At 62.4% G+C, this 12688-nt stretch carries 13 protein-coding genes; 3 read left to right on the plus strand and 10 right to left on the minus strand.

Annotated elements, in window-relative coordinates; translation table 11 throughout:
- Positions 1-129 precede the first annotated feature (129 nt).
- The 6 genes from J0O65_RS25715 to J0O65_RS25740 all read right to left on the minus strand — a co-directional run bounded on the left by J0O65_RS25715 (position 130) and on the right by J0O65_RS25740 (position 7002).
- Positions 130-501 (minus strand): flagellar protein FlaG, encoded by a 372-nt coding sequence (locus tag J0O65_RS25715; RefSeq protein WP_215409973.1) that lies wholly within the window; start codon positions 499-501, stop codon positions 130-132.
- A gap of 84 nt (positions 502-585) precedes the next feature.
- Positions 586-2097: a flagellin N-terminal helical domain-containing protein gene (locus J0O65_RS25720; RefSeq protein WP_215409974.1), complete on the minus strand. Its 1512-nt coding sequence runs from the start codon at positions 2095-2097 to the stop codon at positions 586-588.
- A 341-nt stretch (positions 2098-2438) separates the two neighbouring features.
- Positions 2439-4022 carry a diguanylate cyclase gene (locus tag J0O65_RS25725; protein ID WP_215410134.1) on the minus strand — a complete coding sequence of 528 codons (1584 nt, stop codon included), beginning with the start codon at positions 4020-4022 and terminating at the stop codon, positions 2439-2441.
- Positions 4023-4217: 195 nt separating this feature from the next.
- The gene (locus J0O65_RS25730) at positions 4218-4865 is read right to left on the minus strand and encodes a response regulator (protein WP_034753998.1); all 648 of its coding nucleotides are present in this window, start codon (positions 4863-4865) and stop codon (positions 4218-4220) included.
- Positions 4866-4888: 23 nt separating this feature from the next.
- Positions 4889-6397: a sensor histidine kinase gene (locus J0O65_RS25735; RefSeq protein WP_251373997.1), complete on the minus strand. Its 1509-nt coding sequence runs from the start codon at positions 6395-6397 to the stop codon at positions 4889-4891.
- 17 nt (positions 6398-6414) lie between these two features.
- Positions 6415-7002 (minus strand): hypothetical protein, encoded by a 588-nt coding sequence (locus tag J0O65_RS25740; protein WP_215409975.1) that lies wholly within the window; start codon positions 7000-7002, stop codon positions 6415-6417.
- Positions 7003-7117: 115 nt separating this feature from the next.
- Between J0O65_RS25740 and greB the strand changes: the two genes are divergently transcribed.
- Together greB and J0O65_RS25750 are read left to right on the plus strand one after the other, a co-directional pair.
- A complete protein-coding gene (gene greB / locus J0O65_RS25745) occupies positions 7118-7684 on the plus strand; it encodes a transcription elongation factor GreB (RefSeq protein WP_215409976.1) in 567 nt (188 codons plus the stop codon).
- Between the two features lie 71 nt (positions 7685-7755).
- Entirely contained in the window at positions 7756-8439 is a 684-nt protein-coding gene (locus J0O65_RS25750; protein ID WP_215409977.1) for a transposase, read from the plus strand.
- Positions 8440-8461: 22 nt separating this feature from the next.
- On the opposite strand, the gene J0O65_RS25755 is transcribed toward J0O65_RS25750, so the two are convergent.
- From J0O65_RS25755 to gmk, 3 genes are all read right to left on the minus strand, one after another.
- A complete protein-coding gene (locus J0O65_RS25755; RefSeq protein WP_215409978.1) occupies positions 8462-10744 on the minus strand; it encodes a RelA/SpoT family protein in 2283 nt (760 codons plus the stop codon).
- 82 nt (positions 10745-10826) lie between these two features.
- Positions 10827-11030 (minus strand): DNA-directed RNA polymerase subunit omega, encoded by a 204-nt coding sequence (rpoZ, locus tag J0O65_RS25760; RefSeq protein WP_010400723.1) that lies wholly within the window; start codon positions 11028-11030, stop codon positions 10827-10829.
- 53 nt (positions 11031-11083) lie between these two features.
- A complete protein-coding gene (gene gmk, locus J0O65_RS25765) occupies positions 11084-11722 on the minus strand; it encodes a guanylate kinase (protein WP_077407781.1) in 639 nt (212 codons plus the stop codon).
- 210 nt (positions 11723-11932) lie between these two features.
- On the opposite strand from gmk, the gene J0O65_RS25770 reads away from it, so the two are divergent.
- Positions 11933-12343 carry a DoxX family protein gene (locus J0O65_RS25770; protein ID WP_215409979.1) on the plus strand — a complete coding sequence of 137 codons (411 nt, stop codon included), beginning with the start codon at positions 11933-11935 and terminating at the stop codon, positions 12341-12343.
- Between the two features lie 15 nt (positions 12344-12358).
- On the opposite strand, the gene J0O65_RS25775 is transcribed toward J0O65_RS25770, so the two are convergent.
- Positions 12359-12688 (minus strand): hypothetical protein, encoded by a 330-nt coding sequence (locus J0O65_RS25775; protein ID WP_215409980.1) that lies wholly within the window; start codon positions 12686-12688, stop codon positions 12359-12361.

Genomic DNA, 12688 nt, shown 5'->3' on the forward strand with positions numbered 1-12688 from the left:
CGGGGAGGGGAGGGACTGTTGTTGCTTCTGATGTAATGAAAAACGGGGCCGGATAGCCAGGCTACCGGGCCCCGTGGTCATGCCGATGCGTATTGCCACGATGTTGCACGTCCGTGGGCAAGGCCATCGCTATGCGCTTTGCCTGATCAGCGAACCTTTGGCCGAATCGAAGGTCTTGGCCAATTCCAGGGCTTCCTTGGTGGGAATCTGGCGCAATACTTCCTTGGTTTCCTGGTCGATGACCTTGACGACCGTGCGCTGGCTGTCTTCGTCGACGGAAAATTCCAGGCCTTGCGTCTTCATCTGCGACGACTGGTTCAGTTCCGATACCGCCTTGTCCAACTGCTCGCGGCTGGGTTCCTTGCTGGCTTGCTGTGGTGCAAGCGTGCCGTTTTCAGTGGCCGCGCGTGGCGCTGCCGGGCGCGCCGGTGGCGTGTCCGCAGACGCATAACTCTTGTCTATCCTGGCCGCGGAGGCGGCCGCTATCGTGTCGATAGTCATGGTGCTCTCCTAGTGAAAATTCCCCTGCCGAAAAAATCCGGCAGGGGAATCAGAGTCCTACGCTGTTGCCTGACTAATCGGAGATTAGCCGCGCAGCAGGCTCAGGACGCCGTTTGGCAGCGAGTTCGCTTGCGCCAGCATGGCCGTACCAGCTTGTTGCAGGATCTGGCCGCGGGTCATGTTGGCCGTTTCCGCTGCAAAGTCGGTATCGACGATGCGGCTGCGCGATGCGGACAGGTTTTCCGTGGTCGATTGCAGGTTGGAAATCGCCGACGAGAAGCGCGACTGCAAAGCGCCGTACTGGGCGCGTTGGCCGTTCACCGTTGCCAGTGCTGCGTCGGCAATTTTCAGTGCCAGCTGTGCGCCGTCAAACGTCGTCACGTCCAGGGTCGACACGGAGTTCAGGGTCGAACCTTGCGCCGTCGCTTTACCAATCGCCAGACCGGTGGTGGTGGTTTCCGTGACCGAGAAGCTGTTTTGCGAGTCGAAGGTCACGCGGCCGTTGACCGTGGCGGCGTCGGCAGCGGTGATGATCGATTGTGCGGCAGCTTGTACCTTGCCGTCAGCCTTGTAGCCGTCCACGTCGAACTTGACGTTGGCCGTGGTGCCTTGCGTCAGGCTGATGTTCTCGCCCGATGCATTGGTCAGCTTCATGCCCTTGTTGACGCTGTCGTATTGGGCGGTCACGCCGGTCTTGGCCGTTTGGGCATTGATGGCGTTGATGCCTGCAGCATAGTCGGCTGCGGTCGACGCCGTGCCGCTGACGGCGAACGATACGGTGACTGGCTTGGCGTTATCCGAACCGATGGAGAACGAATACGATTCGGCGCCCAGGTTCAGGTTCACGTCGGTTTGTGCCGATGCGGTCACGCCCGTTTTCGAAGTCTGGCTGTTGATGTCGGCGGCGACGGATTTGGCCGTGCTGCCTTTGATGGCATCACCTGCACCTGGTGCCGTTTCGGCGACGGCGGCCGTCGTGTCGACGGTGGTGGTGCCGATGGAGCCGGAAATCGTCAGCTTGCCGACAACTGCATTACCTACGGCATCTTTCTTGACAGCCGATGCATCGTTGGCGATACGGTTATTACCGTAGGTATTGGTCAGGAAGTTCGCGCCGCTGGCGGAAATGAGCTGATTGGCATCGGCGCCGACCTGGAAGTTGGCCGTACCCATGGTGCCGTCCAGCAATGCCTGGCCGTTGAACGAGGTGGTTTGGGCGATGCGGTTCAATTCCGAACCCAGCTGGCCTACCTCGGTTTGCAGCGCCTGGCGGTCGCTCGACGAGTTCGTCGAGTTCGACGATTGCACGGCCAGTTCGCGGATGCGTTGCAGGATGTCGCCCGAGCTCGACAGTGCGCCTTCAGCCGTCTGGGCCAGCGAGACGCCGTCGTTGGCATTGCGGGTGGCTTGGGTCATGCCGCGGATTTGCGACGTCATGCGGTCGGAAATCGCCAGGCCGGCGGCATCGTCCTTGGCGCTGTTGATGCGGAAGCCGGAGGACAGGCGTTGCAGCGAGGTGCTCAGGGCCGACTGCGAGGTCGACAGGTTGCGTTGCGAATTCAGGGACGAGATGTTGGTATTAATTACTGCAGCCATGATAATTCTCCAAACAGGTACTACATTGCGCTATGTGCTAGTCACTTTGGCCTGCCCCGCTGTTCCGGGACAATCAAGCCGCTGTTGTCTAGGGTAACGGTTGCTCTGCGGGAAAATTTATGGCGAAAACAGCTTTAAATTTTAATTTTCAGCCCTTCAGTTTGCCGCCGGCCGCGCGCTAAACGACATGATTTCAGGAAACTTGAGGGTAAAAATAGTTTTATTTTCATATCACGCTGACGGTCGTAGCGCATTGCAGTGCAGGCCAATATTGTCGTTTTCATCATGAAAAATGCCGTCCGGCCGGGCGGCGGGACGGCATGGCGTGAAGCGGACAGGGCTTAGTCCGCCACCACCACGCGGTTCTTGCCCGTCTGCTTGGCCTGGTACATGGCGCGGTCGGCGCGCTTGACGAGTTCGGCCTGGTCTTCGTTGGGCAGGCGCAGTGCCACGCCGGCGGAAAAGGTGATCAAGACTTTTTCGTTGTCGTGCAGGAAGAAATGCCGGGTCAGTTCGCGCTGCAAGCGCGTCATCGTCGATGACGCCGCTTCGACCGTCGTTTCCGGCAGCAGGATGAGGAATTCCTCGCCGCCGAAGCGGGCGATGACGTCCATCGAGCGCAGCGTCTCCTTGACGATCTTCACCAGGTGTTTCAGCGCCGCATCGCCGGCCAGGTGGCCATAGGTGTCGTTCAGGCGCTTGAAATCGTCCAGGTCCAGCATGGCGATGCACAGCGGCGTGCCGCGGCGGTCGGAGCGGGCCGTCTCGCGTTCGAACACGTCGTCCAGGCCGCGTCGGTTCAGGCTGCCCGTCAGCTGGTCTTCCCGCACCAGTTCGCTCATATGCTGGAGCTTCGCTTCCAGCGTGTGGATGCGCTGTTCCGCGTCCTGCACTTCCTGACGCGCCAGCACCATCTTGTCGCGCGCGCGCAAGGCTTCGTTCTGTACCATGCGCGTTTCGCGCAAGACCTCGTCGAGCACGCTGTTCAGTTCGCTGATATTTTCCGCCTGGCTGATCTTTTCCGAATAGCCGCCGATCTTTTCATGGAAGTCGCCCGTGCTGGCCGCCACTTGTCCCAGGCGGTCGATGAAGGTCATCATCATGTTCTTGACCGTCAGCTTGACGTCGGACAGGCTGTGCTTGAGCTGGCCTTGCTTGTAGATGACTTCCTTCAGGCTGCGCGTGGCGTCTTCCAGCGCGCGCTGGTCGAGCGGGCCGGCGATCAGGTTTTGCACGGCATCGACCTGGCCGCGCAGCCAGCTGTCGTCGTCGAGCAACTGGCTGACGTTATCGAGCAGCAACTTGAACAGGCGCAGCAGCAATTCCTGCTGCTCGGCCGTGTCGCCGCTTTTCAATTCGATCTGGTAACACAGTTGCTTCAGGCGCAGCGCCGCTTCGTTCAGCGCTTCTTCCGTGTGGGCCAGCTTGATGGCCGCGCCCAAGGACTCTGCCTCTTCCACCAGCGCGGGCGTGCCCGTCAGCAAGGTGGCGACGGCAAAGCCCAGGGTGCGGCTCAGCAATTCGCGCAAGGTGCGCGTCTGTTCGCCGTCCGGCAGGGGCGGCAATTCGATGCCGCCGCCTTTCTTGACCTGTTTTTCCGCCAGTTGCGCCAGGGTGCGCGCGTAGCTGTCCCAGTCGCGCGCTTTCAGGGCGCGCTGGAAGCGCCGGCCAAAGTCGCCCAGTTCGCCCGCCGATTCACTCATCTTGGCGGCAAACTGCGTCAGGACGTTTTCCGCGCCACTTTCTGCGCCTTTTTCTACATTGGCGCTGGCCGCCAGCACCGCGCCTGGCGCGCCTGGCGTCTCCGCCGGTTCGCTGATGCCGGCGATTTCATTGTAGATATCGCGGTAGGCGCTCGGTGTCGGGGCGATGCGGCGCGTGGCCAGGCGGCGAAACGCTTCGCGGGCGATATCGGCCGGATTCATCGCGGCGGCGCTATGCGTGGCGCCAGCGGGCGCGCTTGCTGGTGAAGATGGCAATTTACTGGACATGTAGGCACAGCCTTTTCAGATATTTCTCATTATCCTCATGATAGGCGAGTTGGCAAAGAACTTATTGTGCGAGAAGCAAGGAGAAGTCCTGTCAATTCGCCCGATGCCAGCGGGCATGCCGCTTTGCCGTCAATCCACCAGCTGGTTACGGATGGCGTAATGCGTCAGTTCGGCGCTATTCTTGAGTTTCATCTTGACCAGCAGGCGGGCGCGGTATTCGCTGACGGTTTTCACGGACAATTTCAGCTCTTCGGCGATGGCGCCCACCGCCTTGCCCGAGGCGATCATCACCAGGGTCTGGTATTCGCGGTCCGACAAGGTGTCGTGCAAGGCCGTTTCATGGTCTTCGCCCACCGTGTTGGCCAGTTCTTGCGCCAGCGAGGCGCTGATGTATTTTAATCCCTGCGCCACCTGGCGGATGGCCGTGACCAGCTCGCGCGGCGCGCTCTGTTTCGTCAGGTAGCCAGCCGCGCCCGCCTTGAGCGAGCGGATGGCGTATTGGTCTTCGCGGTGCATGGACAGCATCAGCACGGCCAGTTCCGGCTTTTCCTTCTTGATCTGCTTGAGCACCTCGATGCCGCTGCGGTCGGGCAGGGAGATGTCGAGCAGCAGCACCTGGCACTTCGAGCCGCGGAACAGTTTGATGGCGTCGTGGCCATTTTCGGCCTCGCCGGCCACGATGATGTCCTTCGTATCGGCGAGGATTTGCTTCAAGCCCTCGCGCACGATCGCGTGATCGTCGGCGATGAATACCCGGATGGTGGCTTTTTCTTTCATGACTGCGTTGTTTCCTATCTAATTCACCCACTGGCCGCTTCTGCTGGCGGCCCGCTGTGCGCGGGCGCACTGGCTGCAGCCGCTATTATCGCCTCTCGTGGCGTGGTCAGCCGGATTTTTATGCTGAGGATGGTGCCGCCGTCCGGCCCGTCCATCAGGCTCAGGGTGCCGCCCAGCGCGCTGGCCCGTTCGGCCATGCCGCGGATGCCGAACGATTGCGGCTTGGCGCGGTCGGACAGGCGCATGCCGACGCCATTGTCGGCGATGGTCAGGCGCAGATGCTGGCGCTGCCTGGCCAGGCGCACGCTGACCTTGCTCGCCTGCGCATGCTTGGCGATGTTCGTCAGCGCTTCCTGGGCGATGCGAAACAGGCTGGTCGCCTGGTCCAGTTCCAGTTCGATGTGCTGGCGGTTCGACACGAACTGGCACTCGATGCCGGCCTGGCGCGCGAATTCCTTCACTTGCCAGTCCAGCGCGGCGACCAGGCCCAGGTCCAGCATGGACGGGCGCAGGTCCAGCGAAATGCGGTGCACGGCGTCGATGCTGCGGTCGACCAGGGCATCGACATAGTCGGCCTTTTCCTGCAGCAGCGTATCGTCCGGCGGCAAGCGGCGCGCCAGCATGGCCAGCGCCATCTTGATGGCCGTCAGATTGCCGCCCAGGTCATCGTGCAGTTCGCGCGCCAGGCGCGTGCGTTCGTGTTCCTTGACCTTGTCGATGTGCGCAGTCAGCTCGGCCAGGCGGGCGCGCGACTGGCGCACTTCGATCTGCTCGAGCCGGCTTTCCGTGATATTCGTCATGATGCCTTCCCATTGCACCGTGCCGTCGGCCAGCGCGCGCGGCGTGGAGCGCAGGTTGATCCATTTGACGTCCTTCCATGCATCGATCCAGATGCGGCCTTCCCAGTTCCAGCTCCACAAGGCGCTTTTTGATGCCTGCATCGATTCCAGATACGAGGCGCGGTCGTCGGCCAGGATCAACTGGTAAAACAGTTCCGGGCGCGCGTGCAGCAGTGCCGGGCTCAGGCCCAGCAGGGCCTGGCAGCCGTCGCTCAGGTAGGGGAAGGCGGCGCGTCCATCCGCATGCAGGCAGAACTGGTACACCAGGCCCGGCGTATTCGAGACGATGGCGTTGAAGCGCGACTGCACCTGCGCCAGGGCGGCCGCCGTCGCCTGCGGCGTGCGCAAGTCTTCGCCTTCGGCCAGCAGCAGGGCGCGCCCCTGGCGGCTGGCGCGCGACAGGTGCAGGCTGAGCGAATACAGGCTGCCGTCGCGGCGCCGCTGCTGTACGTGCAGCCGGGCTTGCGCGCCGATGCTGTCGTCCAGGGTCGCCAGCACGGCGGCCAGTTGCTGCGCGTCGAGCTGCGGCGCGAGGGTGAAGGGCGTCATCGCCAGCAATTGCTTGCGTGCATATTGCAGGTTGTCGCAGGCGGCATCGTTGGCATCGAGCAATTGCAAGCTGGCCGCGTCGTACAGGTAGATTTCCGGCGCCGCCGCGCGCATGGCGGGCGCCAACCGGGGAGTGTCGTGCATGGAGTGGCCTTTTTTCATCAGCGGCGGGCGCGCCAGAAGGCGGCGAAGCGGCGCAGCACCCTGGCTGGGCGGGAATTATGGCGCCCTGGCGTGCCCTTGCGCAAGCGTTGCCACCAGGCGCGGCGGGCGCGGCCCAGCGCGGCCGATAGCCGGCTGACACGGCGCCATGGACGCGTGGCGCGCAGGCGGGCGATCCAGCGGTCCTTGGTTTCCATGAACAAGCCATGCCAGCGCGCAAACCACGGCAAACTGAGCAGGGTGGGGCGCGTCAGGCTGTACAGGCGGGCGACGGCGGCCGCGCCGCCCAGCTTGGCGATGACGATCACGCCGATGCCGGAAAATGCATGGCCGCGCGCGATGGCCAGCAGGGCCAGCAGCTTGACGGGGAACAGCAGCACGGCCGGCAGCGCGAAGATGGCCAGCGCCCAGTATGGCGGCAGGCGCTTGATCCACGCTTCGAGCGCATGCAGGGGCGGAAATTGCGCCACCACCTGCATGATGCGCGCCCCGGTCGCCCACAGCCATTCCTCGATCAGCAGGAAAATGGCCGCCAGGTAGACCAGCGGCGCGAACAGCCAGCGCCTGACTCTGTAGAATTTTTTCATCCGTCTCCGTGTGCGGCGCAGGTTTGCCGCGATTGCCACGATGATACGTCAAAAAAGCCCGCTTGCCCCCGCATCCCGTGTGCCTGCGGCGCCGTGGCGGGGCTACAATAGGCGGATGAATAAAGCCTTTGTAAAAGAATCCGACAACGACGACGATGAAGAGGCCGCCGCGCTGGCGCTGGCCATTCCCGCCGGCGCCAAGAACTACATCACGCCGGCCGGCTACCAGCGCATCAAGGATGAGCTGCTGCAGCTGATCGACGTCGACCGTCCGGAAGTGGTGCGCATCGTGCATTGGGCGGCGTCGAATGGCGACCGTTCGGAAAATGGCGACTATATCTACGGCAAGCGGCGCCTGCGCGAAATCGACCGCCGCATCCGCTTCCTCACCAAGCGCATGGACCTGGCCGCCATCGTCGACCCCAGCGTGCACCATGGCAACGACCAGGTGTTTTTCGGCGCCACCGTCAAATACCGCACGGGCGACGGCGAAACGCACACCATCACCATCGTCGGCATCGATGAATTCGACCCCCTGAACGGCAAGATCAGCTGGATCTCGCCCATGGCCCGCACCATCACCAAGGCGCGCGAAGGCGACGTGATCACCCTCAATACGCCGCTGGGCGAGCAGGAACTGGAATTGCTGGAAGTGACGTATCCGGCGCCGGGGGAGGGGTAGGCTTGCGGTGACGCAGGGCCGATGAGGCATGCGCGGGTACACTGATTATCTAGTCGGTATCAGGAGTTGCCATGTCCCGCCGCCTTCGGCTCGTCCTGCCCGGTGTTCCGCTGCATGTGGTGCAGCGTGGAGTGAATCGCCAGGCATGCTTTCTTGATGGGCAGGATAGGCGGCGTTATCTTGAGTATCTGCGCAGTTGTTTGGCCCTTGCGCCATGCCATCTGCATGCTTATGTGATCATGCGTAATCATGTGCATCTCTTGCTTTCCACACAAAGCACAGCCTCCCTGTCGTTGCTGATGAAAATGCTGAATCAGCGTTATGGGCAGTATTTCAACTGGCGGTATGGCCGCACCGGCAGCTTGTGGGAGGGCCGCTACAAATCCTGCCTGGTGCAGGGTGAGCGTTATTTATTGCTTTGCCAGCGCTATATCGAATTGCATCCCGTGAGGGCCGGTATCGTGGCATTGCCTGGGCAATATTGCTGGTCCAGCTATCGGAGCAACGCACAGGGCATGCATGATGATCTGCTGTCCCCGTATTCCTTGTATTTGATGCTTGGGCATGATGCGTTTGAACGGCAGAGAACATACCAGTCGTTATTCCAGGATGCCTTAGGCGAGCGTTGCATCGGGCAACTGCGAGAAGCAGTCAATGCTGAATTTGCGGTAGGAGATCAGGCGTTTTTACGGCGAGTTGCGGAAATGAGTCGGCAGCCTGCAGCGGAGACCCGGGGTCAGACCCGCCGGGTCTGACCCCAGCTTTGTGCCGCGTGAATCAGTTGCGTTCGCGCAAGATGCGGTTCACGCCGGCGACGCGCCGCACATTGCGCAGCAGGGCGGCCAGGTGGACGCGGTCTTTCACCTGCACGGTGAAGCGCAGCTGGTCGAGGACGTTGTCCTTGTCTTCGTCCATGCCCACGTAGATGATGTTGGCGTCGGACTCGCCGATCTCGGCGGCGACTCTGGCCAGGATGCCCCGTTCGCTGTTGATCAGCACCTTGATGCGGCAGTCGAAGCGGCGGTTCAGTTCGGTTCCCCAGCGCACGGCGATCCAGCGGTCCGGTTCCTTGGCGCGCTGGCGCTTGGCTTGCGAGCAGTCGCTTGTGTGCACGAGCAAGCCCTGGTCGCGGCGCAGCTGGCCGATGATCTGGTCGCCGGGAATCGGCAGGCAGCACGGCGCCAGCTGTACCGAGACGCCTTCGCTGCCGCAGATGGTGACGGGGTCGAGCTCGCTGCCGCTATTGTGCTCCACCGGCATGCTGGCCGCTTCGCCGCCGATCAGGCCGAAGATGTGGCGCGCCACCAGCGTGGCCATGCGCTTGCCGATGCCGATGTCCGCGTACAGCTCGTCCATGGAATTGGCGCTCGACTCGTTCAGCAGGCGTTCCACCAGGGGCGCCGGCAGGTCGGCGTCGATGTTCAGGGTGTGCAGCGCCTGCGACAGCAGTTGCTGGCCCAGGGCGATCGATTCAGGCAGGTTGATCGTGCGCAAATGGTGGCGGATGGCCGAACGGGCCTTGCCGGTGCGCACGAACGACAGCCACGTCGGGCTGGGGCGCGACGAGGAATCGGTGATGATTTCCACGATGTCGCCGTTGTGCAGCTCGGTGCGCAGGGGCGAGGTTTCGTTGTTGATCTTGACGGCCACGGTCTGGTCGCCGATGCCCGTATGGATCGAATAGGCGAAGTCGATGGCGGTGGCGCCGCGCGGCAGGGCGATGATCTTCGACTTCGGCGTAAATACGTAGACGGAGTCGGGGAACAGGTCGACCTTGACGTGTTCGAGGAATTCGGCCGAGTCGCCCGTCTGCTGCTGGATGTCGAGCAAGGATTGCAGCCAGGCATGTGTGCGCTGCTGCAGGTCGGACGGGTTCGATTCGCCGCTCTTGTACAGCCAGTGCGCCGCCACGCCCGATTCGGCCGTGCGGTGCATTTCCTGCGTGCGGATCTGGAATTCGACGGGTGTGCCGTACGGACCGATGACGGTCGTGTGCAGCGACTGGTAGCCGTTCAGCTTGCGAATCGCGATGTAATCCTTGAACTTGCCCGGCATGGGCTTGTACAGGCTGTGCAGGGTGCCCAGGGTCACGTAACAGTCGGCGAAGCTGCCCACCACCACGCGGAAGCCGTACACGTCCAGCACTTGCGAGAACGACAAATGCTTGCTGCGCATCTTTTTATAGATGTCGTACAAGGTCTTTTCGCGGCCCGTGACGTCGGCCTCGAGTTCGGCCATGGCCAAGGTGCTTTTTACGGCTTCCATGATCTTGTTGACCACTTCGCGCCGGTTGCCGCGCGCCGCCTTGACGGCTTTCGCCAGGGTGCGGTAGCGCATCGGATACAGGTGCGAGAACGACAGGTCCTGCAGCTCGTGGTAGATGTTGTTCAGGCCGAGGCGGTGCGCGATCGGTACGTACACTTCCATGGTCTCGCTGGCGATGCGGCGTTTTTTTGCCGCCGTCATGAAGTCCAGGGTGCGCATATTGTGCAGGCGGTCGGCCAGCTTGATCAGGATCACGCGCACGTCGGACGCCATGGCCAGCAGCATCTTGCGGAAGTTTTCCGCCTGCGCTTCGATCTGGCTCTGGAATTCGATCTTTTCCAGCTTCGACAGGCCGTCGACCAGGTGCGCCACGGGCGCGCCGAAACGCTCGATCAATTCATCCTTCTTGACGTCCTGGTCTTCCATGACGTCGTGCAGCAGGGCTGCCATGATGGCTTGCGCGTCGAGTTTCCAGTCGGCGCAGATTTCCGCGACGGCGATCGGGTGCGAGATGTAGGGCTCGCCCGAGCGGCGCATCTGGCCCAGGTGCATTTCGTCGGAGAAACGGTAGGCTTCCTTGACTTTCTTCAGGTCGGCGGGAGACAGGTATTCGGCCAGCTTGTCGGCCAGGTGGCTGACGGAGGCCACGCCGAGGGCGGGCGCTGGCGGTGCCGCGGGGGCGTTGCCGCCGGGTGTGCCGGCGCCGGACGCGGAAGCGCCCTGCGATTTTGCCGCCTGGCGCGGGGCCAGGGGCGGCAGTGCTGCGGAAGTCGTGTCGGCTGGGGTCAGACTCATAAAACGTCGCGTTGCTTCACAGTGTGAATAAAGGATACGGTAGAACCAGGGGTCAGCACTGTTCCGGCACGCGGGTTCCCACTTACATCGGGACCTTTTTCAGCATTTCGATGCCGACTTTACCGGCAGCGATTTCACGCAGTGCGACGACGGTAGGCTTGTCCTTGGCTTCCACCTTGGGGGTGTGGCCTTGCAACAACTGACGTGCGCGATAAGTCGCGGCCAGGGTCAGCTGGAAACGGTTAGGGATCTGCTTCAGGCAATCTTCGATTGTGATACGGGCCATAGTAACTCCTAAATTGTGTGCGTGGCGCTGTGTGAACTGGCGTGCAGAGACGATTATTCTGCGTGCAGGCCCAGCTGGGCGAATAGCGATGCGTTGCGGGCCGCTTGTTGCGCAAACCGGCAACGGGCCGCTCTCACGATCGCGCTCAGTTCGGACAAAGCGACCGTAAACTCTTCATTGATAATAACATACTCGAACTCGGGAGCGTGTGCGATTTCGCCGCCGGCCGCCAGCAGGCGGCGCGTGATCACGTGCGGCTCGTCCTGGCCGCGCTTGTTCAAGCGTTCTTCCAGCGCATCGATCGACGGCGGCAGGATGAAAATGCCGGCCGCGCGGGGGAATTGCTTGCGCACCTGGCGCGCGCCTTGCCAGTCGATTTCCAGCAGGATATCGGTGCCGGCCAGCATTTGCTGTTCCACCATGATGCGCGAGGTGCCATAGTAATTGCCATGCACTTCCGCCCATTCCAGGAACTCTCCCTGGTCGGCGCGCGCGACAAAGTCTTCCGCCGTCGTGAAGTAATACTCGCGGCCATGCTGCTCGCCCGGACGCGGGGCGCGCGTGGTGGTCGAGATCGACAATTTGATGCCGGGCTCTTGCGCCAGCAATGCATTGACCAGTGTCGATTTGCCGGCGCCCGAGGGCGCGGCGACCACGAACAGGCTGCCGGAGAAGGCGGTAGGGTGGCTCATGCGGATCTTTCCATATGCGTGTGATGGCGGCGCTTGCGTTGGCATGAGCGCCGCCCAATCCGGTATTTTACCAAGAGGCAAGGCGGCGAGCCAGCCCCGCGATGCGCCTTGCCGCCAGGCTTGCGTATATTTTGCTTGTTATCCTGAGGAAATAGTTATCTAATTTGGATGGTTTTTTCTCAATCATTATTCTACCGACAGGATGCGTGCATGAAAAATTTCCCGTTTCTCAATTCTGCCCAGGCCATGTTGTTGCTGCGGGTGGCCATTGCCGTGATGTTCATGGCGCACGCCATCACGCGCATCGCCAATGGCACCATGCCCCGCTTTGCCGGTTTCCTGGAAGACAAGGGATTCATCTACGGCCTGGCCGTGGTGTGGGCCATTACCGTCGTCGAGATCGTTTGCGGCAGTTTGCTCATCGTCGGCAAATACACGCGCTGGGCGGCGGCGGGACTGATGGCGATTTGCGTCGGCGGCATCGTCATCGTGCATGCGGCCAAGGGCTGGTTCGTGGGCGAGCATGGCGCCGGCGGCGTGGAATACAGCATCGTGCTGTTTGTCGCCTGCGTCGTCATCGCCGCCGGCGACAAGGGGCGCGCCGGAGCGCGCCTGGCCTGAGCTGCGGGCCCCGCCTCAGCGGGGCAGCCGTCCCAGCACGATTTCGCCGCCATTGAGGACGATGATCCGCCCATTCACATCGGTGCAGTCGCGGTTGTTGATGCGCACGACCGTGCTGTCGACCGATACATCCGCGCCCAGGCTGCTGCGCGAGCAGATGCGATAAGAGGCGGCGTCGGCGCCCGTGTAGATGGCGGCGCCCCGTTCCTTGAGGGCGAAGCAGCCAAAAGTGCAACTGTCGATCGCGTACGGCGACGGCTGCTGCTGCGCCGTCTGCGCCTGCGCGCCGGCCGCCAGCAGGGCCAGCATGGCGGCGCCGAACATCCATGGACGTGGCGCGGCCAT

The organism is Janthinobacterium sp. JC611 (assembly GCF_018682595.1).
Lineage (GTDB): Bacteria > Pseudomonadota > Gammaproteobacteria > Burkholderiales > Burkholderiaceae_D > Janthinobacterium.

What these genes read in the sequence shown, in the direction of transcription:
- J0O65_RS25715 (WP_215409973.1), bottom strand. Translation starts at nt 501, where the DNA reads ATGACTATCGACACGATAGCGGCCGCCTCCGCGGCCAGGATAGACAAG.
- J0O65_RS25720 (WP_215409974.1), bottom strand. Translation starts at nt 2,097, where the DNA reads ATGGCTGCAGTAATTAATACCAACATCTCGTCCCTGAATTCGCAACGC.
- J0O65_RS25725 (WP_215410134.1), bottom strand. Translation starts at nt 4,022, where the DNA reads ATGAATCCGGCCGATATCGCCCGCGAAGCGTTTCGCCGCCTGGCCACG.
- J0O65_RS25730 (WP_034753998.1), bottom strand. Translation starts at nt 4,865, where the DNA reads ATGAAAGAAAAAGCCACCATCCGGGTATTCATCGCCGACGATCACGCG.
- J0O65_RS25735 (WP_251373997.1), bottom strand. Translation starts at nt 6,397, where the DNA reads ATGCACGACACTCCCCGGTTGGCGCCCGCCATGCGCGCGGCGGCGCCG.
- J0O65_RS25740 (WP_215409975.1), bottom strand. Translation starts at nt 7,002, where the DNA reads ATGAAAAAATTCTACAGAGTCAGGCGCTGGCTGTTCGCGCCGCTGGTC.
- greB (WP_215409976.1), top strand. Translation starts at nt 7,118, where the DNA reads ATGAATAAAGCCTTTGTAAAAGAATCCGACAACGACGACGATGAAGAG.
- J0O65_RS25750 (WP_215409977.1), top strand. Translation starts at nt 7,756, where the DNA reads ATGTCCCGCCGCCTTCGGCTCGTCCTGCCCGGTGTTCCGCTGCATGTG.
- J0O65_RS25755 (WP_215409978.1), bottom strand. Translation starts at nt 10,744, where the DNA reads ATGAGTCTGACCCCAGCCGACACGACTTCCGCAGCACTGCCGCCCCTG.
- rpoZ (WP_010400723.1), bottom strand. Translation starts at nt 11,030, where the DNA reads ATGGCCCGTATCACAATCGAAGATTGCCTGAAGCAGATCCCTAACCGT.
- gmk (WP_077407781.1), bottom strand. Translation starts at nt 11,722, where the DNA reads ATGAGCCACCCTACCGCCTTCTCCGGCAGCCTGTTCGTGGTCGCCGCG.
- J0O65_RS25770 (WP_215409979.1), top strand. Translation starts at nt 11,933, where the DNA reads ATGAAAAATTTCCCGTTTCTCAATTCTGCCCAGGCCATGTTGTTGCTG.
- J0O65_RS25775 (WP_215409980.1), bottom strand. Translation starts at nt 12,688, where the DNA reads ATGGCCGCGCCACGTCCATGGATGTTCGGCGCCGCCATGCTGGCCCTG.